At 47.3% G+C, this 24,806-nt stretch carries 19 protein-coding genes, 2 tRNA genes and 2 pseudogenes; 8 read left to right on the top strand and 15 right to left on the bottom strand.

Annotated elements, in window-relative coordinates:
* Positions 1-59 precede the first annotated feature (59 nt).
* From B5D35_RS00160 to B5D35_RS00180, 5 genes and pseudogenes are all read left to right on the top strand, one after another.
* A pseudogene (locus B5D35_RS00160) lies at positions 60-2,052 on the top strand (ABC transporter transmembrane domain-containing protein).
* Positions 2,045-3,428, top strand: a pseudogene (locus B5D35_RS00165) (HlyD family type I secretion periplasmic adaptor subunit). Before B5D35_RS00160 ends, B5D35_RS00165 begins: the two co-directional pseudogenes overlap by 8 nt.
* Positions 3,429-3,443: 15 nt before the next feature.
* Entirely contained in the window at positions 3,444-4,850 is a 1,407-nt protein-coding gene (locus tag B5D35_RS00170) for a TolC family outer membrane protein (protein WP_078750617.1), read from the top strand.
* A complete protein-coding gene (locus B5D35_RS00175) occupies positions 4,847-5,443 on the top strand; it encodes an OmpA family protein (protein ID WP_078750618.1) in 597 nt (198 codons plus the stop codon). Before B5D35_RS00170 ends, B5D35_RS00175 begins: the two co-directional genes overlap by 4 nt.
* A 58-nt stretch (positions 5,444-5,501) precedes the next feature.
* Complete coding sequence (locus B5D35_RS00180) at positions 5,502-7,427, top strand: EAL domain-containing protein (protein ID WP_078750619.1); 1,926 nt, start codon at positions 5,502-5,504, stop codon at positions 7,425-7,427.
* A 59-nt stretch (positions 7,428-7,486) separates the two neighbouring features.
* On the opposite strand, the gene rimI is transcribed toward B5D35_RS00180, so the two are convergent.
* From rimI to ubiT, 4 genes are all read right to left on the bottom strand, one after another.
* Positions 7,487-7,933, bottom strand: a complete 447-nt coding sequence (gene rimI, locus B5D35_RS00185) for a ribosomal protein S18-alanine N-acetyltransferase (protein WP_078750620.1) — start codon at positions 7,931-7,933, stop codon at positions 7,487-7,489.
* Entirely contained in the window at positions 7,930-8,319 is a 390-nt protein-coding gene (locus tag B5D35_RS00190; RefSeq protein ID WP_078750621.1) for a DNA polymerase III subunit psi, read from the bottom strand. Before B5D35_RS00190 ends, rimI begins: the two co-directional genes overlap by 4 nt.
* A gap of 118 nt (positions 8,320-8,437) precedes the next feature.
* Positions 8,438-8,941, bottom strand: coding sequence for a GNAT family N-acetyltransferase (locus B5D35_RS00195; protein ID WP_078750622.1), 504 nt, complete (start codon positions 8,939-8,941; stop codon positions 8,438-8,440).
* Entirely contained in the window at positions 8,925-9,452 is a 528-nt protein-coding gene (gene ubiT / locus B5D35_RS00200; RefSeq protein WP_170915105.1) for a ubiquinone anaerobic biosynthesis accessory factor UbiT, read from the bottom strand. The genes B5D35_RS00195 and ubiT overlap by 17 nt, the downstream gene beginning before the upstream one ends.
* 201 nt (positions 9,453-9,653) lie before the next feature.
* Between ubiT and B5D35_RS00205 the strand changes: the two genes are divergently transcribed.
* From B5D35_RS00205 to B5D35_RS00215, 3 genes are all read left to right on the top strand, one after another.
* Positions 9,654-11,711, top strand: a complete 2,058-nt coding sequence (locus tag B5D35_RS00205) for a sensor domain-containing protein (protein ID WP_078750623.1) — start codon at positions 9,654-9,656, stop codon at positions 11,709-11,711.
* Between the two features lie 188 nt (positions 11,712-11,899).
* On the top strand, positions 11,900-12,895 hold the full coding sequence (gene ubiU, locus B5D35_RS00210; RefSeq protein ID WP_078750624.1) for a ubiquinone anaerobic biosynthesis protein UbiU: 996 nt from the start codon (positions 11,900-11,902) through the stop codon (positions 12,893-12,895).
* An 11-nt stretch (positions 12,896-12,906) separates the two neighbouring features.
* Entirely contained in the window at positions 12,907-13,773 is an 867-nt protein-coding gene (locus tag B5D35_RS00215) for a U32 family peptidase (protein ID WP_078750725.1), read from the top strand.
* A 59-nt stretch (positions 13,774-13,832) separates the two neighbouring features.
* On the opposite strand, the gene nlpI is transcribed toward B5D35_RS00215, so the two are convergent.
* From nlpI to secG, 11 genes are all read right to left on the bottom strand, one after another.
* A complete protein-coding gene (nlpI, locus tag B5D35_RS00220) occupies positions 13,833-14,744 on the bottom strand; it encodes a lipoprotein NlpI (RefSeq protein ID WP_078750625.1) in 912 nt (303 codons plus the stop codon).
* Between the two features lie 77 nt (positions 14,745-14,821).
* Positions 14,822-16,951, bottom strand: a complete 2,130-nt coding sequence (pnp, locus tag B5D35_RS00225; RefSeq protein ID WP_078750626.1) for a polyribonucleotide nucleotidyltransferase — start codon at positions 16,949-16,951, stop codon at positions 14,822-14,824.
* 419 nt (positions 16,952-17,370) lie between these two features.
* Positions 17,371-17,640 (bottom strand): 30S ribosomal protein S15, encoded by a 270-nt coding sequence (gene rpsO, locus B5D35_RS00230; RefSeq protein WP_078750627.1) that lies wholly within the window; start codon positions 17,638-17,640, stop codon positions 17,371-17,373.
* A 132-nt stretch (positions 17,641-17,772) separates the two neighbouring features.
* The gene (gene truB / locus B5D35_RS00235) at positions 17,773-18,720 is read right to left on the bottom strand and encodes a tRNA pseudouridine(55) synthase TruB (RefSeq protein WP_078750628.1); all 948 of its coding nucleotides are present in this window, start codon (positions 18,718-18,720) and stop codon (positions 17,773-17,775) included.
* Positions 18,720-19,118: a 30S ribosome-binding factor RbfA gene (gene rbfA / locus B5D35_RS00240; RefSeq protein WP_028023822.1), complete on the bottom strand. Its 399-nt coding sequence runs from the start codon at positions 19,116-19,118 to the stop codon at positions 18,720-18,722. Before rbfA ends, truB begins: the two co-directional genes overlap by 1 nt.
* A gap of 85 nt (positions 19,119-19,203) precedes the next feature.
* Positions 19,204-21,900 carry a translation initiation factor IF-2 gene (infB, locus tag B5D35_RS00245; protein ID WP_078750629.1) on the bottom strand — a complete coding sequence of 899 codons (2,697 nt, stop codon included), beginning with the start codon at positions 21,898-21,900 and terminating at the stop codon, positions 19,204-19,206.
* Positions 21,901-21,921: 21 nt separating this feature from the next.
* A complete protein-coding gene (gene nusA, locus B5D35_RS00250; RefSeq protein WP_078750630.1) occupies positions 21,922-23,409 on the bottom strand; it encodes a transcription termination factor NusA in 1,488 nt (495 codons plus the stop codon).
* A gap of 21 nt (positions 23,410-23,430) precedes the next feature.
* Positions 23,431-23,886, bottom strand: coding sequence for a ribosome maturation factor RimP (rimP, locus tag B5D35_RS00255; RefSeq protein WP_078750631.1), 456 nt, complete (start codon positions 23,884-23,886; stop codon positions 23,431-23,433).
* 169 nt (positions 23,887-24,055) lie between these two features.
* Positions 24,056-24,132, bottom strand: a tRNA-Met gene (locus B5D35_RS00260).
* A 74-nt stretch (positions 24,133-24,206) separates the two neighbouring features.
* A tRNA-Leu gene (locus B5D35_RS00265) sits at positions 24,207-24,293 on the bottom strand.
* A 7-nt stretch (positions 24,294-24,300) separates the two neighbouring features.
* Entirely contained in the window at positions 24,301-24,630 is a 330-nt protein-coding gene (secG, locus tag B5D35_RS00270) for a preprotein translocase subunit SecG (protein ID WP_078750632.1), read from the bottom strand.
* Positions 24,631-24,806: the final 176 nt, after the last annotated feature.

Here is a 24,806-nt window from a genome sequence, read left to right on the forward strand (position 1 = left end):
ACGTTTATGGCGTGACATTATGTCACGCCATTTTTGGGACAGTATTTAGAGGGAACTAGGTGACTGAAGCAGCGATTGCCGAGCGCAAGCCGCAGCAATGGCGCATTTCTGCGTCTACGCAAGCGGTTGAAGACCCACTGTTAGATTGTTTGGTTTTGATGACCGAACATTATGGTTCGCCCTGCTCTGGCGACGCGTTGACCGCTGGCCTGCCGATGAGTGAGGCTTTACTCACGCCTGATCTATTTCCACAAGCTGCAGCACGAGCAGGACTGACGGCAAAAATTTCACGCCGCCAGCTCAAAGCGCTCCCAAAGCTTTTACTGCCCTGCATTCTTTTACTCAAAGACAAACAGGCTTGTATCTTACGGGAGCTCAATATAAAAGAGGGCTCCGCTCTCATCCAAACACCCGAAAGTGGCGGTGAACAAGAAATCTCACTGGCTGAATTAGAAGCCATGTACGTCGGCTACGCATTCCTCGTGAAACGCCAATATCGTGGTGACAACAGTGTAGACTTACACCTTCACGACAACAAAATTCATTGGTTTTGGCAAACAGTCAAAGACGCCTCTCCTATTTATCGCGATGTGTTAATAGCGTCGATTCTTATCAACCTTTTCGCCATTGTCTCTCCGCTTTTTGTCATGAATGTCTATGACAAAGTCGTGCCGAACCTAGCATTTGAGTCTTTATGGGTACTCGCATCAGGGGCTTTTATCGCATTTTGTTTTGATTTTCTTATGAAAAAAATGCGTTCTTATCTTATTGATGTAGCCGGGAAAAAAATCGACATCATCGTGTCCTCTCGCCTGTTCGCTAGGCTCATGGGGATACCGTTAGAGAAACGCGCGAAAAGTGTGGGCGGGATGGCAAAGCAGCTTGGGGAGTTTGACGGTATTCGCGACATGCTGACATCGGCCACCATCACAACCTTCGTTGATTTACCTTTCGCAGCACTGTTCGTGTTTATCATTTATTTGGTGGCTGGGGATTTAGCTGTCGTGCCTGTTGTGGCTAGCATTCTTATTCTGGGCTACGCCTTGATGGTTCAGCCAAAGCTGAAAGCTGCAATTGAAGAATCCAATAAATACGCCAGCGAAAAGCACGGACACTTGATTGAAAGCCTGTCTGCACTTGAAGGTATTAAAGCCAACGTTGCGGAAGGAATCGTGCAAAAGAGCTGGCAGCAAATGACTGCACACACAGCCAATTGGAATCTGAAAGTAAAACAGATCACAAATAGCGTCTCCTACTTTGCGTCTTTCATTGTGCAGATCACAGCCGTCGCCGTTGTTATATTGGGCGTTTATCGCGTCGCCGATGCAGCGATATCCATGGGAGGTATCATTGCTGCGGTCATGCTATCGAGCCGAACTGTCTCACCAATGGCGCAACTCGCAGGTTTAATGAGCCGTTGGAATCAAACCCAGTCAGGCATGCGCCAGCTGAATGCGATGATGGAGCAGGAAGATGAATTTGCCGACAAAGGGCACCTAATTAGCCGCAAGCGTCTGAAAGGCGACATTTACGCCGACAACATTGGCTTTAAATATCAAGAAACCGAAAAACCAACGCTTCACGCCACCAGCTTCACCATTAAGGCGGGAGAAAAAATCGCCATTTTGGGCAAGAACGGGACAGGTGACAGAGCACCAGTTAATCCGTGCCACGCAGTTGTCAGGTGTAGGGATATTTACATCTCATGATAGTGAAGGATTGGATAAACAGGTCGGAGAGCGCGGTGAAGCCTTATCTCGCGGTCAGCGACAGTCGGTTGCTTTAGCAAGAGCACTGTTAAATGACCCGCCACTTCTTATCATGGACGAGCCTTCCGCGAGCCTGGATGCTCATGCTGAAAATCAGTTTATCCACGCGATGAAATTTGCTGCCAAAGACCGTACTTTGGTCATGATCACTCACAAAATGGCACTGCTGCAACTCGTCGATCGCATCATCGTAATGGACAAAGGTCGCATCGTGATGGACGGGCCTACGGACTCTGTTTTGGAACGCCTGAATGGGAACAATGCAGGTGCACCTAATGACTAACGCTTTCAAACACCATGACATCGAGATGACAGATGATGTCTATGGCGCGATGCTCACCGATGCCCCAGTTAAATACCGTATTGTCATATGGGGGGTTTTTGCATTCTTCGCAGCGATGATTGCATGGTCTAGCGTTGCCTCTCTCGATCGCGTAACACGTGGCGAAGGCAAGGTCATTCCCTCCTCTCAAATACAGCTAATCCAAAGCTTAGACGGCGGTATATTGCAAGCTATGTACGTGCAAGAAGGGCAACTGGTGAAGCAAGGAGAGCCTCTTGCACGCATCGACGACACACGATTTCGTTCCGAATTTGCCCAACAAGAAGAAGAAGTATCAAGCCTGACTGCGAATACCATTCGCATGCAGACTGAACTCGACAGTATCGAATTAGTCCCGGCAGCACCGACGTGGCAAAAGCAAATTCAGATAACCATTCAACCCCTGACGTTCCCCGCTACGCTTGAAGCCGCTGAACCCGAACTCATCGCCAGACAAAAACAGGAATACCAAGGCAGACTGCTCGATCTGAAAAACAAGCTAGAGATTTTGGCTCGTCAAATTCTTCAAAAACAGCAAGAAAGCCAAGAAATAGATTCAAAAATCCGCACGTTGTCTGACAGTTACGGGCTCATTAAACGGGAACTCAAGATCACGGTCCCCTTGGCAAAAAAAGGGCATTGTTTCAGAAATCGATCTGCTCAAGCTAGAACGCCAAGTGAACGATGTAAAAGGCGAGCTCAATTCTCTTCGCCTTATGCAGCCCAAAATTAAAGCCACTGTCGACGAAGCTATTCTAAAACGCCGGGAAGCCGTGCTGGCATTTAGCAATGAAACGCGTGCCAAGATGAACGAGCTAAATACCCGTCTATCACGCTTGAATCAAGCTCAGGTAGGCGCACAGGACAAAGTCGATAAAGCTGTGATCACAGCACCGGTGACGGGCACGATTAAAACCATTCATATCAATACGCTTGGCGGTGTTGTTCAGCCTGGCGTCGATCTAATTGAAATTGTTCCTGCTGAGGATCAGCTGCTCATCGAAGCGAAAATCGCCCCAAAAGATATTGCGTTTTTGCACTCAGGCTTGCCCTCAGTCGTCAAAGTCACTGCATACGACTTTACACGTTATGGCGGACTCAATGGCACGCTGGAGCATATAAGTGCTGACACAACGCAAGATGAGGAAGGAAACAGCTTTTATTTAGTAAGAATTCGCACAGACCAATCCAGCCTCGCGAAAAAAGACGGCAGTGAGCTCCCAATTATTCCTGGCATGCTGACCTCAGTCGATATCATCACAGGTAAACGAACAGTTTTAGAATACCTTTTAAACCCCATACTCCGCGCAAGGGAGTCGGCGCTTAGAGAGCGTTAAATCAAGGAGATAATAATGAGAAAGGGTGTAGGCCAACTTATCAAAAAGCCAGCTATTGCTTTAGCAATCACAAGTGCTTTATTGCCTATCACATCTTCAGCGCAATCTATTGAACAAGCTGTTGCTCAAGCTCTCGATTCACATCCAGAAATCAAGCAGGCATTCAATCGGTTTAAAGTCCGTGAAGAGTTAGTTGAACAGGCGTCATCTGCGTTTTACCCCACCATCGACTTCGATGCAGGAATGGGTCGCGAATGGACGGATAGCATTTCAACAAGACGAGATGGACTCATCTCTGGAGATAGTGAAGCAGAACTTACTCGCCGTGAAATAGGCATCACATTACAGCAAGTGCTATTCAACGGCTTTCAAACTACCAAAGATGTTGAACGCACCGAATTTGAAGCCAGTGCAGAGCAATGGATACTGTTTTCAACAGCAGAAGATATCGCACTGGAAGTGACGCGCGCGTATTTAGAATACATGCGTGCCGAACAAGTAGTAGAACTGTCCCAACGGAACTTAGACAGCCACCAAACCATTTATGACGCAGTAAAAACGAAAACCGATTCTGGTTTAGGCTCTACTGCAGATCTGTCTCAAGTGACAGGCCGTTTGGCGCGTGCGCATTCCAACCTTATTTCCGCGCAAAATAACCTTTCCGATACCGAAGTTACCTTTAAGAAGCTGGTGAATGTGCTGCCCGGCGATGTGCGTATTCCTGTACCAGATACCGACTTCATCCCGCTGTCACTAAACGAAGCGTTAGAGAGAGCAACGGCGAATCACCCGACTCTACGCGCCGCACAAAATGACATCAGCGCCGCAGGGGCACAAAGGGACGCATCAAAAGGCAACTACTACCCACAAGTAACGTTCGATTTAACAGCGAGCTGGGACGACAATCTCGATGGAGCCGATGGGACAACACCGTCTAGCACCATCAATGTTGGTGGTGAGAATAACGAAGTGCTGGCGATGGTCAGGGTAAGCTACAACATATTCTCTGGCGGTGCAGACAATGCAAGAGAACGTGAGGCAGCCTATAGCTTCAATGAATCAAAAGCGATCCAGCAAGAAGCCTATCGTGATGTCGTTGAAGGCACCACACTCGCATGGAATGCGAGAGAGTTCTTAAGTCAGCAAATTTACTATTTACGTCAGCACGTCGAAGCGTCCTTTGAAACCCGCAATGCATATGAGGATCAATTCAAACTGGGTCAACGCACTTTGCTTGATGTCCTTGATGCTGAAAATGAGCTGTTTCAAGCACGCCGAGAATACTTGACCGCCGAATATGACGATCTGATCGCTCAATACAGAATTTTCAATGCAACCGGACAGCTACTCGCCTCACTACGAGTTAGCACGCCTGACGTATGGCTTGGAGAAGAGAATTACCAGGGAGGTGTTCATCCATGAAAACATTTATGACATTCATTGCTGCGCTGTTACTTGCCGGTTGTGCATCGCAAGAAGTATATACTATGCAAGCTACGTCATCTCAGGTGCATGATTTAAGAGATCTTGATTACGATGGCGTCATCGAGGCCCGTGAAATGTGTGACGATACGATTTTAGGTGCATCGGTTGATAACGACGGATGCCCAAATGCCAAAACGGTTAAACAAAGCTTCCGTATTGACGTTAAGTTCCCCAATAACTCATCTGAGTTACTCCCTCGTCACTACTCAAGTCTCGAACAACTTGCGGCATTCTTAGATGATCAAGACGGTGCGACTGTGATCATCGAAGGCCACGCCAGCAAAACAGGTAACGCCGGACACAACTTGATGCTCTCTAAAGATCGCGCTCAAGCGGTCGCAGATGCACTCGTGCACGACTTCGACGTTCCCGCAGAGCGTGTTGAAGCCATTGGCTATGGCGACACAGAACCTCTGACTTATGAAGATACCGATGAGGCACACGAAACGAACCGTCGCGTAATGGCAACCTTATCTGGCAGTTATAGTACAACCGACATGCGCTGGACCATCTTCACATCGACACACTAAGACCAACAGGGCCAGCGGACAGGCTGGCCTTCTCTATCACGCGACCAAGAGCCAATTTATGACAACGAAACGATTTTCGCTGCTATCGGTTTTCCTGATTGCGATTCTCATTATGGCATCATCGCTGACTGTGTTGACGTTTTGGAGCATCAGTCTCCAACAAAGCCAACTTGAGCAACGCGCAGACACTTTGCTTTCTCAATACCAGAAGACCTTGCCAAAGTTCATTAGTTATTACGACACAGAATCAATCGGCACCATTGTGCAAGCTCTCGTTTCTAATGAGGAATCTGAAGTCACTCTGACTGACTCGATTACGTCAGAAAAAGTTGTATGGGCCAATACAGCATCAACGCATGAGAAAAGCTGGCTCACTCACATTGCATCAGTCTCTGCCGTAAACAAAGAGCAGGCGCTAACGCATCAGGGGGCAACCATTGCCACCATCACCATTTCGCTATCGCCAGAACGTGCCAATGCACAAGCTGCACGCATGGTTGTAGTAGGCATGACTCTTATCGGCACCACGATCGTATTGTTTTTGTTGATATTTACCGTTGCCATAGAGAAACACCGACGTGCAATTCGAAAAGCAAAAAATACAATCATGGATCTGTCTCAACAAGACTTTGCCTCGCTGAATGCACGGAAAAAATCAGGAATCAAATCGCTGGATGACGCGATTAATTTGCTGGCAAGCAATGTCCAGCGCCTCATTAAGTCTTTGAATAAAGAACTTAAAACGCTACACACCAGCATGATGTACGACTCAGTATCAGGGCTACCAAACCGTCAATACTTCAACCACCAGCTTAACAGTTGGATGAGTGAAGAAAACGACGCTCCAGGTGCCGTTTATCTGGTTGGTTTGCCTTGGTTAGAAAGCACATATAGGCGATACGGCTATGTGGCAAGAGATGAGACGTGGCGTTTACTCGCGACGTCATTGATGACCGCATTCAGTTCAACGCCCAATAGCAGTATTGCGCGAATCAACGACAACGAAGTTGCTATACTGCTGCCTGAAACCAGCGAAGAGCAGTCACGTCAAGCTCTCCACACTGTTATCAGTACCTTTAACAACGAAGTCTCTATGGCTGGCTGGGATACAAACACGGGTTTCCATATCGGTGTCGTTCATGCTCACGGATTACCGGGTTCACAAATGCTATCTCTGGCAGATAACGCATTACAAAGAGCGAAATCGCAAAACGATGTCTTCATCTTTAATCGCGGATCAGAAGAACAGATTATTGACCGCGAAACTTGGAGAGAAAGGCTACAAGCAACCATAAAAAATGGCGCTTTACGCTTGCAATGGCAATCCGTTAAGCACCTTGGGCAAGAAGCAATCTTCCATCAAGAAATATTCACCCAGGCTATGATCGAAAACCAATGGCAATCTGCCAGTCGCCTAATGCCATACATCCAGTTGTTTCAAAAAGGCGTGGAGTTCGACATGGCGGTGATAGAGAAGCTAGCTCTATTTCACAAAGAAAACCCTCTGGCACACCATGTTGCACTCAATCTTACTGACGAAAGTCTGGCAACGCCTGGTTTTGTTGTTTGGCTATCGCAGAAGCTAAAAATGCGTGAGTTGCCGGCTGAGCATCTCTTTTTTAAAATCAATGAAGTGAGCGCTCGAAACAATCTCAGTGCCTGCATTTATTTCAGCCAAAAAGTCAGAAAAGCGGGCGCACAAGTGGGCATTGATCATTTTGGCAGGCACTTACAAAGCGTCGAGTACATCTCTCAAATCAAACCCGCTTATGTGAAATTAGATCAGGCGCTAAATCACGGCCATTCCAGTGAAAACCGCGTGTTTACAGAAACGTTAGTAAACATAATCGAATCCATGGACATCACTATTATTGCCACGGGCATTAACGATGATGACAGCAAATCCCTGCTCGACAATCAAATTATTGATGCATACCAAGGGTTTATTAACCCGCCACAACTCCTTGTCGATACGGTAAATTGACAATAATGGGCAAAGAAAACCCGCCAGTTGGCGGGTTTTCTTTATTAGAAACGCTCTTTTTATTCAAACCAGTGGCTCATGATAAGCGCGTCTTCGTGACCGGAAGCTGTCGGATAGTAATTGATGCGACGGTCAAATTCATTAAATTCAAACTTCTCATACAGCGTGATCGCCGCACGATTGCTTTCCCGCACTTCCAACCAAGCCTCTTCTGCACCCGCTTCACGCATGCAAGCCAAAAAGGCTTTCAATAATTGTGCGCCTACGCCCTGGCCTTGATACTCTGGTGCAACCGCGATGTTGAGTAAGGTTGCCTCACCCGCAACACATTGCGCAAAAAAATACCCTTTCAGCGTGCCCGCTTCCACCAACACTCGATGGCAATCAAATTTATTCTCGGGCTTTCGTAATAAGCTCTCCGCCCATGGGTGGCTATGTGCTGCTCGCTCAACACGTACTACGTCATCAAGCCAGCGTGTTTCCATTGGTAACAATTCAAAATTCATAATGTTTTTATCTGATGCCAAAGTACTTTTTTGGCATTTTGGTCATGTTGCAGCATAGACAAAGACGGAGAGGTCAGCTTTTTAGTGCCGCTCAGCGCCTCACCTTCACACCCAGCAAACCAGCACCATTCCAAACTGTGCTCGGAAACGGCTGAAAGTACTTCTGGTTGCACCCTCAGCGCTTCCTCAGGGCTTAATTTCATACTTGATAGGATTTTTCCAAACAACTCCGCATCTTGTTCATCCGGTTGGCTTTCGCAAACAAGCAGCAGTTTGCAGGATGCAGGAAGAGCGACAGCCTTCGCCTTTTGATTTGGGAAAAAACCAGTGCGTCTCACATCCCACACCGTGATCCCCATTTCGTTGAGACGTTGTAAGTCATTCATGATTAAGTTGGCCTGCCAGTAATGAAATTAACGTATGGATCCTAACAAAACTTTGTCATTTACAACAACGAAAGAGAGCAGCCTTAGCTGCTCTCTTGAATGACATGCTATTTGATGATCACAGTTCATCAAACTCGAACGAATACTCCACCAGCCCTTCGCAATCGCGGAATACACCTTCCTGAAGTTCAATGCCCATAAAAGCGCCAGCAGGTACATCCCACTTACAGTGAAGGTTAAAAGAGGACGCTGGTTGGAAAGCAAAGCGAGAATAGTAGTTAGGATCGCCCAATACCACGCACGCGGGATAGCCAAACTCTGCAAGTATCTCAAAACCTTCACGTACTAGCTGTACAGCAATACCTTGGTTACGAAAATCGGGGTGAACAGAAACAGGTGCCAAACCCTGCACACCAATATCTTGCCCGCCGACCATGACAGGGCTAAACATCACGTGACCAAGGAGCGCACCATCGTCATCACACGCCACCAGAGAAAGAGTGTTATGGCCATTCTCACGAAGCGTCATGACCAACTTCGCTTCAGCATTGGTCGGAAACGTCTTTTTCAACAGACGATCTATCGCCAGTAAATCAGCCGGCGCTTCAGATCTTATGAGCATGCTCAACCCCTTTTATATCGATTGGCATTTGCAGCCCTTTTTGAACAAAATCCGCCAAGGAGAATAACCCCTGACGAAGCATTGGTGGCAGTGAATCAAGATCCACGCTGTCCATTAGGTTTTTCACTTCTAACCCGAGCTCAGTATCGCCTTCAATAGTCAAACGACGTTGAAAAAAGAGCGTATCAGGATCTTCTTTACGCGCAGCAATCAGTACAAGGTCATTAAGGTTGCCACTGAAACGCACATCCGCCTCAGCAACATCGCTGCGTACTATAAGTTTATCGTCGACGAAGCTGATATAACTTTTGAAATTCACATCACGAACGTGCACTTCCAACCAACGATTTTCAAGAAACTCAAATTCTCCATCGTCTAACGCTTCACGAAATACACGTTTTAACGTTTCAAGCATCAAGGTTTGCTGAATCGTTGCGGGCATAAATTTTACGGGTAAGCGAAATAACGATGGCGCCTGATGAACAAGCGTTGAATGAATTTTGTTAAGCAAGAGGGCCATCCAAGTTTGATTGATGCAATATTGCATGACATTGTATGCCAGTGTGTTGCGTCAATATTATGCCTTATGTCAAAAAAACAAAGCTCTTTATCATAAAGGTTTATCCTCAACCCCGTCCCGTTATATAGTGTTGTCTCAAAAACGGAGTAAATATAGGAACTCGCTCCGAAAAACAGGATATGTGGTGCCTCAATGCCAATCGAGCAGTTAACGTATTGGTTTTCCCGTCTAACTCTTAACAGCCCTTTTCTATTTGCCGTATTAGATAAAGATCATCGCTATCTTTGGGCAAGTCAACGCTATTGTGAAATCAGTGGGTTAGAACAAGCAGAGTTAGTGGGAAAACATGACAAGGATATACTGGGATCAGCATTCTACGATGCTTTAAAGCCGCATTACGTGCGAGCGCTAATGGGTGAGAGCTCTGAAGGCGAAGTCGTGCTCAATGATGGCATTCACGACTCTAGTTTTCATTTCAGCGTGTCACCTTTCGAGAATAGCCAACATAGTGAATGGCCCTCAGAACTCATCATTTTTCACGCCGCTGATACGTCCGAAAGACAAGTACTGACCAGTGCACTGGAATCTTCAGAAAGCCGTTTTGACAGTCTGTGTAAACTGGTCGGGGATGGCTGTTGCGTTCTGGACGACGGCATTGTCATGTTTGCCAACACACATGCTGTAAATATGCTTGGATTCAATGACCCCAATGAAATTCTGGGTGAAGACATCGAAAAACTGCTGGTAAGCCCAGTGCAAGGCAAATCCGTGTCTGAACTTTTAACCCTGCTCAAACCTGGCCAACAACTCTCCAGCCAACCGACTAACGCCGAGCAAGGCGATGCAACACTGAAACTGTCTTTTAGCCCAACGACGCTGCTTGGTGGAAAAGGCGGCATGCTTGCCCTGTCCAAAGTTGGCGCAGCATTGGAACATAAGCAGACCATAGAGAAACTGGCACAATTTGACGCACTCACCGGGCTATACAACCGTCATGGTTTTTCTCGTCGCCTTGAACAACTTATTGCCGCAAAAACCCCCCTTGTCATGTTCTACCTCGATGTAGACAACTTTAAAAACATCAACGATTCTCTTGGCCATCATATTGGCGATCGCGTATTACAAGACATCGCGCAACGTCTCCGTCGACAACTTCCGTCGGAGACCATTCTCGGCCATTTAGGCGGCGATGAGTTTGCAGTGTTGTTGCCAGAACAAAGCAGTGAAGAAGTGGCTGAAGAGTTAGCGAACCGCATCGTGGATGTGATCAGCCAACCGTTTGATCTTTATCATTTCAGCAAATTTCTGGCCTGTTCAATTGGATTAGTTAAATTTCCAGGCGATGGCAAAGATGCGCGCAGTCTGCTGCAAAATGCCGACACCGCTATGTATGAAGCAAAAGAGCAGGGCCGAAATCGCGTCGTCTCCTACAGCCAACACATGAATAAAGAAGCACGCATGCGTCTTTGGTTGGAAATAGAGCTTCAGAAAGCCCTACAGAACAATGGCCTAGAGGTCTGGTATCAACCAAAAGTTAACGCAAAAGACCATTCCATCAACGGCGCAGAAGCGCTGGTTCGTTGGAAGCACCCAGTAGAAGGTTATATTAGCCCTGCGCGCTTTATTCCTGTAGCAGAGCGTTCCGGTATGATCGAGTTACTTGGCCGTAACGTCATGCGAGAGGTGTTCCAAGCCGTTCGTCGCTGGCAAAGTATGAAAGTACTGCCTGGTCGTGTGGCTATCAACTTGTCGCCACAGCAATTCAGAAACCCAAATCTAACTTCGCACATGAAAAAGCTGCAGGTCGCTACACAGACAGACCCGTCACTTATTACCTTTGAGCTGACAGAAAGCGCAGTGATGAATGACGGTGAACACGCGATTCAGATGCTCAATGCCATCAAAGACCTTGGTTTCTCTCTCTCAATTGACGATTTTGGTACTGGGTATTCTTCACTGTCTTATTTAGCGAAGTTTCCATTAGATGAGCTCAAAATTGACCGTGCATTTATTATGGATATGGAAACGGTACCCAAGCAGGTCACCCTGATTGAAAATATTATCAATCTGGGCCGCTCCTTAAACATGTCAGTCGTCGCTGAGGGCGTCGAGTCAGGAAAACAAGCCAGTGTGTTGGCAAACCTCAAATGTGACACGATTCAAGGCTTCCATTTCTACAAGCCAATGCCTCGTGAAGAGTTCGAAGCGCTGTTAATCAATCACCACAAAGCACGCAAAGTCGCTTCTTAACAGATTGACGTGAAAACCAACAAAGCCACGACAAATCTTCGTTGTCGTGGCTTTTTGTTACCCTTGTGCCGCAATTAATTAACCAAACATGCCTTACATCAAAACCTGTCCCTATCAGGGTGCATAAAATCCCACGTTTAGATTCACAAATCATAGCCAGTTGCTAGCCACGCGAAGTGGGGATATTTATGGAATTGCTTTGCCCAGCAGGAAATCTTCCTGCTCTGAAAACAGCCATTGATAATGGCGCAGATGCCGTTTATATCGGCTTTAAAGATGGCACCAACGCTCGCCATTTCGCAGGACTGAACTTCGATGGAAAAAAACTTGAGAAAGCGGTTCAGTACGTGCACGACAAGAAAAAACACATTCATGTTGCGCTTAATACCTTCGCCCACCCTGACGGTTTTAATCGTTGGACTGATGCAGTCGATGCGGCCGTAGAACTAGGCGTTGACGCTCTGATCATCGCCGATCTCGCTGTGCTTGATTACGCCGCCAGTAAGCATCCTGATATGGAAATCCATCTGTCGGTACAAGCTTCAGCTACCAATAGCGCTGCGATTCGGTTTTATAAAGAACACTTCAACGTCAAACGTGTCGTTCTGCCACGCGTGCTTTCTATGCATCAAGTAAAGCAACTAGCAAGAACAACCGATGTCGATTTAGAGGTATTTGCGTTTGGTAGCCTCTGCATCATGTCAGAAGGAAGATGCTATTTGTCGTCTTACCTGACAGGCGAATCACCGAACACAGTCGGAGCCTGCTCCCCCGCAAAATACGTTCGCTGGCAAGAAACCAACGAAGGCTTAGAGTCTCGTCTCAATAACATTTTGATCGACCGCTATAAAACGGGCGAAAACGCGGGTTACCCAACGTTATGTAAAGGACGTTTTATTACCGATGGTCCCGCGCTCCATGCACTGGAAGAGCCAACCAGTCTGAACACCTTGTCTATATTGCCAGAACTGTTTGACGCCAATATTGCCTCGGTCAAAATCGAAGGCCGTCAACGCAGCCCTGCATATGTTGAACAAGTCACCCGCACATGGCGACAGGCTATAGACAGCTACCAATCCAACCCTGAAAGCTATCACGTACTTCCCCAATGGAATCAGTGCTTGGATAGCGTTTCTGAAGGTGCACAAACGACACTTGGTGCATATCACCGTAAATGGCAGTGATGGATAAACCCATGAAATATTCTCTAGGCCCGCTACTTTATTTCTGGCCAAAAAACGACGTAGAAACGTTCTATCAACGCGCAGTAAACAGCGAGGCTGATATTGTTTACCTAGGCGAAACCGTGTGCTCAAAACGCCGTGAGATGCGCGGCAGTGATTGGATGCAGCTCGGCAAAGAACTGGCCGCAAATGGCAAGCAGGTCGTGATATCTACCATGGCTTTGCTTGAAGCCCCAAGCGAAGTCAGTGTCATGCAGCGATACGTCGACAACGGAGAGTTTATCGTCGAGGCCAATGATGTCTCGGCGGTTCAGCTGGCTCACGAAAAAAATGTACCGTTTGTTGCTGGCCCTGCATTGAATCTATATAACGCCCAAGCACTGCAGGTATTGGTGAACAAAGGCATGACGCGCTGGTGTATGCCGGTAGAACTGTCAAGAGAGTGGCTACAAAAAGTGCTTTCACAAGCAGAAACGATCGGTATTCGTGACAAGTTTGAAATCGAAGTCTTCTCATTTGGTCACTTACCGTTAGCTTACTCTGCGCGTTGCTTTAGCGCACGTGCCGAAGACAGACCGAAAGATAAGTGCGAAACCTGCTGCGTTAATTACCCAGAAGGACTGGAAGTGAAAAGTCAGGAAGGGCAGCCAGTCTTTACCTTGAACGGCATCCAGACACAATCGGGATATTGTTACGACCTCAGTGCTGACATCGCATCGATGAATGGACTGGTAGACGTCGTAAGAATCAGCCCACAAAATGCCGACACACTGAACGTCCTTGCTGGATTCAAGCGAGGGGAGTCAGGATTTGCCCCTCGCAGCCACTTCTGCAACGGCTATTGGCACAATATCGAAGGTATGGCAGTTCAGGCATAATTAGAACGACATAAACAAGAAAAGCCGTATTTTACGGCTTTTTCCTTTATGAATGACTGTTACGACTTGGGCAATGATTGCTGGGCGAACTGCTCGGCAATCCTACTAAGCTCTAACATCGCATAGCGGTGCTCAACATAGTCATAGACGTTGCCTGACATGGCGAGCTTATATAACGCGACCGCGGAGCTAAGATCGCCAACAGCTTGATATCGCTTGGCTAAGTAGAAATAACCTTCGCACAAACGCTGTGCTAACTGTGCGTTGTTTTGGCTGGTAATCATAATGTCGTGGAAGAACTGCTCTTCGCTCACATCACCAATGTACAGACGTGCTATTTCCCACCCCCAGTCCTGCTTGTCCGATCCAGAAAAACGGGTCTCAAGCTGTTGTCTAGCCAGCTCTGCACCATCATTCTCAATGTCGACTAAATAGAGCCAAAGTGCACGATAAGCATCATTAATATTGTCATTATAATGTTTGAGTAAATCCCTCTCAGCGAGCATATACCGACCACCGTAATACAACGCAATGCCCCTGTTTCGCTCTGCGTATTGGTGGATTTCGTTGAGCTCTAGCGTTGAGTCAAACGCTTCATATGCCGCGTCATACATACCACTTTGCGTAAAATAGACCCCCAGGATGTTAAATACATCTGGCTGAGCGGGGTCGAATGAAAGTGAACGGTTAAAATCGAGCCTCGCGAGATCTCTCAATCCTAAGCTATCGTTAATAAGCCCACGCTCGTAATAAATTTGAGCCTTATCTGTATCGGTAAGATCATCACGAAGCAGGATCTGGTCAATACGCGCCAGTTGCACTTCTTGCTGTGTTGTTGGCTGAAGAGGCACAGCCATTGGAAGCAAATGCCATGGCTGAGTGACTTCCACTGTCTGTGAAGTAGTCTGGCAACCGGATAAAAGCAACAGGCTGCCGGCTACCGTCAACGGGAGCCATCTTTTTTTTAGCATTTGCAGTAATCTCCATATACAAAAAAGGGGGCAAAGCCCCCTTTTTATACCTCGTTTACACGCTCGGCGTAAACCGATTAAGCTTCTGCGTCTGGTTGAGCAGTGTTTTCTTCAGCAGCAGCTGGTGCTTCTACTGCTTCTTTCATGCTCAGACGGATACGGCCTTGACGGTCGATTTCCAAAACCTTAACTTGAACTTCTTGGCCTTGCTCAACGTAATCAGACACTTTCTCGATGCGCTGATCCGCAACTTGAGAAATGTGTACCAAACCTTCTTTGGTACCGATTACTGATACGAAACAACCGAAGTCAACGATGCGCGTTACTTTACCGGTGTAGATACGGCCAACTTCCACTTCAGCTGTCAGTGCTTCGATGCGAGCAATTGCTGCTTTCGCTTTCTCACCGTCAGTTGCTGCGATTTTCACAGTACCGTCATCTTCGATTTCGATAGTCGTGTCAGTTTCGTCAGTCAGTGCACGGATAACAGCACCGCCTTTACCGATCACATCTTTGATCTTCTCAGGGTTGATCTTGATAGTGTGGATACGTGGTGCGAATTCAGAGATATCGTCACGAGCAGCAGAGATCGCTTCATCCATCACGCTCAGGATGTGCAGACGTGCACCCTTCGCTTGGTTAAGAGCAATTTCCATGATCTCTTTAGTGATACCTTCGATTTTGATGTCCATCTGCAGCGCAGTAACACCATCATCAGTACCCGCTACTTTAAAGTCCATGTCACCCAGGTGGTCTTCATCACCCAGAATGTCAGACAGAACAACGAAGTCGCTTTCTTCTTTCACAAGACCCATTGCGATACCAGCAACAGATTTCTTGATTGGAACACCCGCGTCCATCAGCGCAAGAGAAGTACCACATACCGATGCCATTGAAGACGAACCGTTAGATTCAGTGATTTCAGAAACCACGCGAACGGTGTATGGGAATTCATCTTGAGAAGGCATAACAGCTGCAATACCACGCTTCGCCAGTTTACCGTGGCCGATTTCACGACGCTTAGGTGAACCAACAAAACCTGTTTCACCCACACAGTATGGAGGGAAGTTGTAGTGCAGTAGGAAGTTATCAGTACGCTCACCAGTGATTGAATCAATGATTTGCGCGTCACGCTGCGTACCTAGTGTTGCGGTAACCAGAGCCTGAGTTTCACCACGAGTAAACAAAGAAGAACCGTGGGTACGTGGAAGTACACCAGTACGTACGTCTAGCGCACGAACCATGTCTTTTTCACGGCCATCGATACGTGGGTTGCCAGCAATAATGCGGCCACGTACAACGTTCTTCTCAAGGCTGCCAAGCATGCCCTGAATTTCACGAACATTCAGATCTTCGTTTTCTTCGCTCATTTGAGCGATAACGCTTTGCTTGATTTCACCAACTTGTGCGTAACGCGCCATTTTCTCGGTGATTTGGTACGCTTCTACGAAACGAGTTTCTGCCAGTTCAGCAACGCGCGCTTTAAGCTCAGCGTTAACGACTGGTGCAGTCCAATCCCAAGATGGGGTTGCTACTTCAGCAGCGAATTCGTTGATCGCTTTGATCGCAACTTGTTGTTGGTCATGACCAAAAACAACCGCTTGTAGCATTTGCTCTTCAGACAAACGATCAGCTTCTGATTCAACCATCAGAACTGCGCCTTCAGTACCTGCGATAACCAGATCCAAACGGCTGTTTTCTAGTTCAGTGTTGCTTGGGTTCAATACCAACTGGTCGTTGATGAAACCAACACGTGCAGCACCGATTGGGCCGTTGAATGGCAAGCCAGAAATGGTCAGTGCTGCAGACGTTGCAAGCATTGCTACGATATCAGGGTTAACATCTGGGTTTACAGAAACCACAGTCGCGATAACCTGAACTTCGTTTTTGAAACCGTCTGGGAATAGCGGACGGATTGGACGGTCGATCAGACGTGATGTCAGCGTTTCGCCTTCTGACGGACGACCTTCACGTTTGAAGAAACCACCCGGAATTTTACCTGCCGCGTAAGTACGCTCTTGGTAGTTAACCGTCAACGGGAAGAAATCTTGGCCTTCTACCGCGTTTTTTTTACCAACAACACTTACAAATACAGAAGTGTCGTCCATGCTAGCCATTACAGCTGCAGTTGCTTGGCGAGCCATAACACCTGTTTCCAGTGTTACGGTGTGGTTACCATACTGGAATGTTTTTACGATTGGATTCACGTGAAATTCCTTGTTTTATTTGCACTTACTTAGTGCGAGTCACTTTATATTCAAAGGCTTCACTAATCGCGACTAATGACAAAACTCAATTTCTCCTCTCAAGAGGAAGACAACAACAGAGTGTTCTCAATAGTCGCGACCTGATGGTCGACTTCGTAGACTGCGAAGCCAATGAAAGCGCCAATATTATACACGCCAAGACAATTAACGGTAACTTACAGAAGTAAGTTTCGTGCGTTTATACGAGATAATTTTTTGTCTAGGACGGTTTACACTCAATCCACAGCAAGCCACTGAGGAAGTAAGTGTGATAAATGGCTAATGCTAGCCGAATGGCGAATTTTGATGAGAGCAAAAACGAGAAAAGGAGCCACGAATGGCTCCTTTTCGGAATGCGATGCTTAAAAGCCAAAGGCTTATTAGCGACGCAGACCCAGACGCTTGATCAGCTCTAGGTAACGGTCAGCGTTTTTACGCTTCAGGTAGTCCAGAAGCTTACGACGACGTGAAACCATGCGCAGCAGACCGCGACGGCTGTGGTGGTCACCTTTGTGCTCAGCGAAGTGGCCTTGCAGGTGGTTGATTGAAGCAGTCAGCAGTGCTACTTGTACTTCTGGAGAACCAGTGTCGTTCGCGCCTTGCGCGTAATCAGCAACGATTGCTGCTTTAGTTTCTGCATTCAGAGACATAGTCTTTTCCTAAATGTAAAAGGTTTCAAATTTGTGTCAGCCAATCTCTGATTCAGCCGACACCCGAAGCGGCGAATTCTACAGCGATCCCCTTAATAAGGCAACCGCTGTCGCATTCAACACGCGATATAATTACTGTTGGTGTGTACGTACCAAACGACGGGGCGCAACCATGCCATCAGCGTCAACTTCCCCTACGCCGATAAAGGTGCGATCTTCACCCACCGTCATGCGAACCTGACCTTCTGTCGGTGCATTTGGCACTTGAACAGCTTGGCCTTGAAGCGCGTAACTCGCGACTGCTGGCAGTAGATTTACTTCACGTAGATCCTGCACTGCAGTATCTAGCGGTAGCAATAATGGGTCAAGAAGCTCTCGCGGCTGAATATCTTGCTCACGCGCTTGCTCTAGTAGTGCTTCAAGTTGCTCCAAGCTCACCATTTTTTCGTATGGGTAGCCAGAAACACCGGTGCGACGCAGCATCGTCACGTGTGCACCACAGCCCAGCATTTCGCCAAGATCGTCAACAATAGTACGGATGTAAGTGCCTTTTGAGCAGTGTACTTCCATCTCCACTTCATGCCCTTCAAAGCGCAGAAGTGAAATTTCAAAGACCGTGATTTTACGTGCTTCGCGCGGAATTTCGATGCCAGCTCGTGCATATTCGTAAAGCGGTTTACCTTCGTGTTTCAATGCTGAAAACATCGAAGGTACTTGCATGGTGTCACCGCGGAATGACGCGATGTTACGCTCCAGATCACCAAGGTTCACTTTTACTTCACGCGTTTCCACCACTTCACCATCTGAATCAGAGGTATTAGTGCGTTCACCCAGCTTTGCTATAACACGGTAGCGTTTATCTGAGTCCAATAGGAACTGAGAAAACTTAGTCGCTTCGCCAAAACAGATTGGCAGCATACCCGTAGCCAGAGGATCCAGTGCACCAGTATGGCCCGCTTTCTCCGCAAAGTAGATGTTCTTAACTTTTTGCAGCGCAGCATTTGACGTTATACCCGTCGGCTTATCCAGTAGGATAATGCCGTCGACAGGGCGTCCGCGGCGACGAGGACGGCGACCCATTATTCTTTGTCTCCATCGTTGTCATCTTCAACATGACGTTCTTCATCAGACTTCACAGCCTGGCTTACCAAGTTAGAAATGCGCATACCTTCAGTCAGTGACTGGTCAAACACAAAAATCACTTCTGGCGTGATACGCAGACGAATTGCTTTACCAAGCAATGTACGGACATACCAAGCTTGTTCATTCAGCGCTTCTAAGCCTGCTTCAGCGGTTTGATCACCTGTTGTCAAAAAGGTCACGTGTACTTTTGCATAAGCAAGGTCACGTGAAACATCAACGCCGGATACCGTCACCATGCTAATGCGAGGGTCTTTGATCTCGCGCTGCAGTATCAGTGCGACTTCTTTTTGCACTTGCTGCGACACGCGCTGTGTGCGGCTAAATTCTTTTGCCATAACGCTATTCTCTTATACGAAATGGGGGGAAAGCGCAAAGCGCTTCCCCCCATGGTGTTTATAAACAACCTGTTACAGGCAGCTATTAGTCGATGGTACGTTTAACTTCAACGATTTCGAATACTTCGATTTGGTCGCCTACGCGAACATCGTTGTAGTTCTTAACGCCGATACCACACTCGTAACCTTTTGCCACTTCATTTACGTCATCTTTAAAGCGACGTAGTGACTCAAGCTCACCTTCATAGATAACAACGTTGTCACGCAATACGCGGATTGGGTTGTTACGCTTAATGGTACCTTCAGTAACGATACAGCCTGCAATAGCACCAATCTTAGGTGACTTGAAGACTTCACGTACTTCAGCAAGACCCATGATTTGCTGTTTGAACTCAGGCGCAAGCATACCGCTCATCGCTTGTTTCACTTCGTCAATCAGGGCGTAGATTACTGAGTAGTAACGCAGATCCAGGCTTTCAGCTTCAATAGTCTTACGTGCAGATGCATCAGCACGTACGTTGAAACCAACCAGAATCGCGTTAGATGCTGCTGCCAGAACCGCATCAGTTTCGGTGATTGCACCAACACCTGAACCTACGATCTTCACTTTTACTTCGTCAGTAGACAATTTAACCAGTGAATCAGCAATCGCTTCTACAGAACCTTGTACGTCAGCTTTAAGAACAACGTTCAGTTCAGACACTTCGCCTTCTGTCATGTTAGCAAACATGTTTTCCAGCTTAGCTTTCTGTTGACGTGCTAGTTTCACGTCACGGAACTTGCCTTGACGATACAGAGCAACTTCACGTGCTTTACGCTCATCACGTACAACAGTCGCTTCGTCACCTGCTTGTGGCACACCAGACAGACCCAAGATTTCTACTGGGATTGATGGACCTGCAGTTTCAACGTCTTTACCGTTTTCGTCACGCATTGCACGAACGCGGCCATATTCCAGACCACACAGAACGATATCACCTTTTTTCAGCGTACCTTCCTGAACAAGAACTGTTGCTACCGGACCACGACCTTTATCCAGACGTGATTCGATAACTACACCGCTTGCCATGCCATCGTGAATTGCATCAAGTTCAAGAACTTCTGATTGCAACAGAATCGCTTCAAGCAGACCATCAATGTTAGTACCTTGCTTCGCAGAAACGTGAACAAAGATGTTCTCGCCGCCCCACTCTTCAGGGATAACATCGTACTGCGCCAGTTCATTCTTAACTTGATCTGGGTTAGCTGATTCTTTATCGATCTTGTTCACAGCAACAATCAGTGGCACTTCTGCCGCTTTAGCGTGCTGGATAGCTTCGATAGTCTGTGGCATTACGCCATCATCTGCAGCAACAACCAGAACAACGATGTCTGTCGCTTTTGCACCACGTGCACGCATTGAAGTAAATGCGGCGTGTCCTGGCGTATCCAGGAAAGTGATCATACCGTTGTCAGTTTCAACATGGTACGCACCAATGTGCTGGGTAATACCGCCGGCCTCACCAGATGCAACGTGTGCTTTACGAATGTAATCCAGCGTCGATGTCTTACCATGGTCAACGTGACCCATGATGGTAACAACTGGCGCACGTGGTTCACGCTTAGTGTTGTCATCACGATCAGACATGATTGCTTCTTCAAGTTCGTTTTCACGACGAAGAACCACTTTGTGGCCCATTTCTTCCGCAACCAATGCTGCAGTTTCTTGGTCAATCACTTGGTTGATAGTTGCCATCGCACCCATTTTCATCATGGCTTTGATAACTTCGGTGGCTTTAACCGCCATCTTGTTAGCCAGTTCAGCAACAGTTACAGTTTCGCCGATCTCAACGTCACGGTTAACTTTCTGTGCTGGTCTTTGGAAACCATGCTGCATTGAAGTCGGTTTAGACATACGGCCTTTAAGCTTGCCGCCTTTACCGCCACGACCACGTCCAGAAGACTGATCGTCTTTCTCTTGTGCCGATTTTTTCTTCTTACGACGACGCGGAGCGGCTTCTTGACGACGATCTGCTTCGTCTTCCGCTTCACGTGCGTGTTGTGAGGTAGTGGTGTGGTGATCTGCCTTTTCCATTACCTCAACCGCTGCGTCTTGTTGACTCCAGCGCTCTTCGTTTAATTCTGCCATCTTGCGTGCCTCTTCTAGCTGGCGCTGACTTTCTTCTTCAGCTTTACGCTTGGCTTCCTCTTCCTGGCGACGCTTGAGTTCATCAGCTTCTTTCTTCGCTTGCGCTTCAGCAGCTTCACGAGCAGATTTATCTTCTGCTGTTTCGTGTGAATGCTGCGCTTTTTCAGCGGCAATACGGGCTTTTTCTTCAGCGTCACGCAGGGCTTTTTCATCTGCCTCGCGTTTCGCTTTCTCTTGAGCTTCACGCTTTGCTGCTTCTTCAGCTTCACGACGGGCTATTTCCTCAGCCTCACGTTGTACTGCTTCTTCAGCTTCGCGTTGTGCAACTTCTTGAGCTACACGTTGTTCTTCTAGTTCGCTGCGCTTCACGTAGGTGCGTTTTTTACGCACTTCTACTTGAACATCCTTACTCTTTCCGCCAGCACCTGAAACACTCAAAGTGCTGCGTTTTTTGCGCTGTAACGTCAGTCGAGTTGGAGCGCTACCATCGTCGCCATGCTCACGTTTTAAGTGAGTTAGCAAGGTTTGTTTCTCATCTTGGCTTACGTTATCGTCTGCCGATTTCTGAATGCCTGCGTCTTGTAATTGCTTCAGCAAACGTTCTACCGGCGTATCAATCTCGCTCGCCAGTGCCTTAACTGTAACCTCTGACATTCTGCTCCTCCTTTGCTGCGCTTAAGCTTCGTCGCTGAACCAGCAAATATTGCGTGCGGCCATGATAAGCTCGCCCGCTTTAACTTCATCCATTCCCTCGATATCTAAAAGATCGTCTGTACCTTGGTCAGCCAGATCTTCTAGAGTACAAATGCCTTTCGCTGCTAGGCGGAACGCAAAATCACGCTCCAAGCCTTCCAGACCTAAAAGGTCTTCAGCTGGCTCAGCACCATCAAGGATTTCTTCTTTTGCCAACGCGATGGTGGTCAGTGCTTCTTTCGCACGGTTACGCAATTCTTCAACGGTATCTTCATCAAGACCGTTAATATCCAGAAGCTCAGCTGCTGGAACATAAGCAACTTCCTCTAAAGAGGTGAAGCCTTCTTCTACAAGAACTGCTGCGAAATCTTCATCAATATCCAAGTGTTTACTGAACAGTTCAATGGACTGGCCAGCTTCTTCCTGGTGTTTCTTCTGAAGGTCTTGAACAGTCATGACGTTCAGTTCCCAACCCGTTAGTTGAGAAGCCAGACGTACGTTCTGACCGTTGCGGCCGATTGCTTGAGCCAAGTTATCTGCCTCAACTGCAATGTCCATAGTATGTGAATCTTCATCGACAATGATCGATGCTACGTCTGCAGGAGCCATTGCGTTGATAACGAATTGCGCTGGATTACTATCCCACAAAACGATATCAATACGCTCGCCGCCCAGTTCACCTGAAACAGCTTGAACACGAGCCCCACGCATACCAACACACGCACCCACAGGGTCGATACGTTTGTCGTTCGTTTTAACCGCGATTTTCGCACGAGAACCTGGATCACGTGCAGCGCCCATCACTTCGATCATCTCTTCGCCAATTTCTGGCACTTCAATGCGGAACAATTCGATCAGCATTTCAGATTTAGAGCGAGTCATGAACAATTGGAATCCACGCGCTTCTGGACGTACAGCATACAGCAAACCACGCACGCGGTCGCCTGGACGGAAGTTTTCACGTGGCAATTGGTCGTCACGCTGAATTGCCGCTTCTGCGTTGTTACCCAGATCAACGATAATCACATCGCGGTTTACTTTTTTAACAATACCGGTGATCAACTCACCTTCATTGTCCATAAATTGTTCAACCACTTGAGCGCGTTCAGCTTCACGTACTTTCTGTACGATTACCTGTTTTGCTGTTTGTGTAGTAATGCGGTCAAACGTCACTGATTCAATGTCGTCTTCAACAAAACCGCCTAGCTCTAGTGATTCGTCATCATACTGAGCAGCTTCCAACGTGATTTCACGAGTAGGTAGAACGACTTCTTCAACGACCAACCAACGACGGAAAGTGTCAAACTCGCCGGTTTTACGGTCAATCGCAACGCGGACGTCGATGTCTGCTTCATATTTTTTCTTTGTTGCCGTAGCCAGCGCCGTTTCTAATGCTTCAAAAATGCGCTCGCGAGGAACTGCTTTTTCGTTGGATACCGCTTCTACGACAGCCAAGATTTCTTTGTTCATGAACTAATGCCTCATTTAACCTTAAAATGAAGGGACCAGGTTGGCCTTGGCGATATTGCTCAGGGCGAACGCTTCTTCGTTGTCATCGACGCTGATGGTCACGGTCTCGCCTTCAATAGAAAGGATCTTTCCTTTCCACTTACGACGGTTTTCCATAGCCATTTTCAGTACAATAGTGACTTCATGGCCAATAAAACGCTGATAATGTTCAGCTTTAAACAGTGGACGCTCCAAGCCTGGAGAAGAAACTTCCAGACTGTAAGCAACAGTAATAGGATCTTCTACGTCCATCACTGCACTAACTTGACGGCTAACTTCAGCACAATCTTCTACTGTAATACCGTTTTCGTGATCAATGAAGACACGAAGGGTTGAGTGCTGGCCAGCGCGTACGAACTCAAGCCCAACAAGCTCATAGTCCAAAGCCTCTACAGGTGCTTCCAGCAAGGCGTGAAGCTGTTTTTCTAATCCTGTCATACAAACCCCAGAAATAAAAAAAGGGCCTAAAGCCCAGTATTCATCCGAATGGTCATCTTCAGATAACAAAAAACCCCGAATATCGGGGTTTTATGCAACTGGACCCTGATGCTATGGTTTCCCACAGCCAGCGACTGTCGTGGTCTCTATATGACAATCGCTGATAAAGTGGTTGCGGGGGCCGGATTTGAACCGACGACCTTCGGGTTATGAGCCCGACGAGCTACCAAGCTGCTCCACCCCGCGTCCGAACGGCGCACATTATATCGCCGTATCGCTCACTTTTACAAGTGAAACGCACCTCAAAGAGGATTTTTATTTGGTGCTGAGAGCGGGACTTGAACCCGCACGCCTCTAAAGGCACTGCCCCCTCAAGACAGCGTGTCTACCAATTCCACCACCTCAGCGAAATTTTTATTGTGGGATGTCGCTATTATTCGTAGCTGGCACTTCCACAGACTGAGTCTGTTCCACTGGAACACTCAAGTCATCATACTCACCCACCACTTGGGTCTGCTTAGCAGTCATGTTACCCAAGACAAGGCTGAGAATGAAAAATATTGTTGCGAAAATCGCAGTCATTCGGGTCAAGAAGTTTCCAGAGCCGCCAGAGCCAAACACTGTGTTTGATGCCCCAGCCCCAAATGAGGCTCCCATATCTGCGCCTTTACCTTGTTGAACCAGTACCAGGCCTATTACACCAAGAGCGGCCAACAGATAAATCACAAGTAGAATTTCGTACATGGGTTCCACCTATGTTCCAAATTGTTGAGCCAGCTGACCAAGTCGTTCACTAGCGCAACTCCCTTCAAATTGGGAGCGGGAGAATACTATCTAATGCCAGCATGTGAGACAAGAGAAAAATGCAAAAAAACATGAGATTTCATTCCGTTTGCACATCTTGTAACCAAACCAACACT

It is taken from the genome of Enterovibrio nigricans DSM 22720 (assembly GCF_900167155.1).
GTDB classification, from domain to species: Bacteria; Pseudomonadota; Gammaproteobacteria; order Enterobacterales; family Vibrionaceae; genus Enterovibrio; species Enterovibrio nigricans.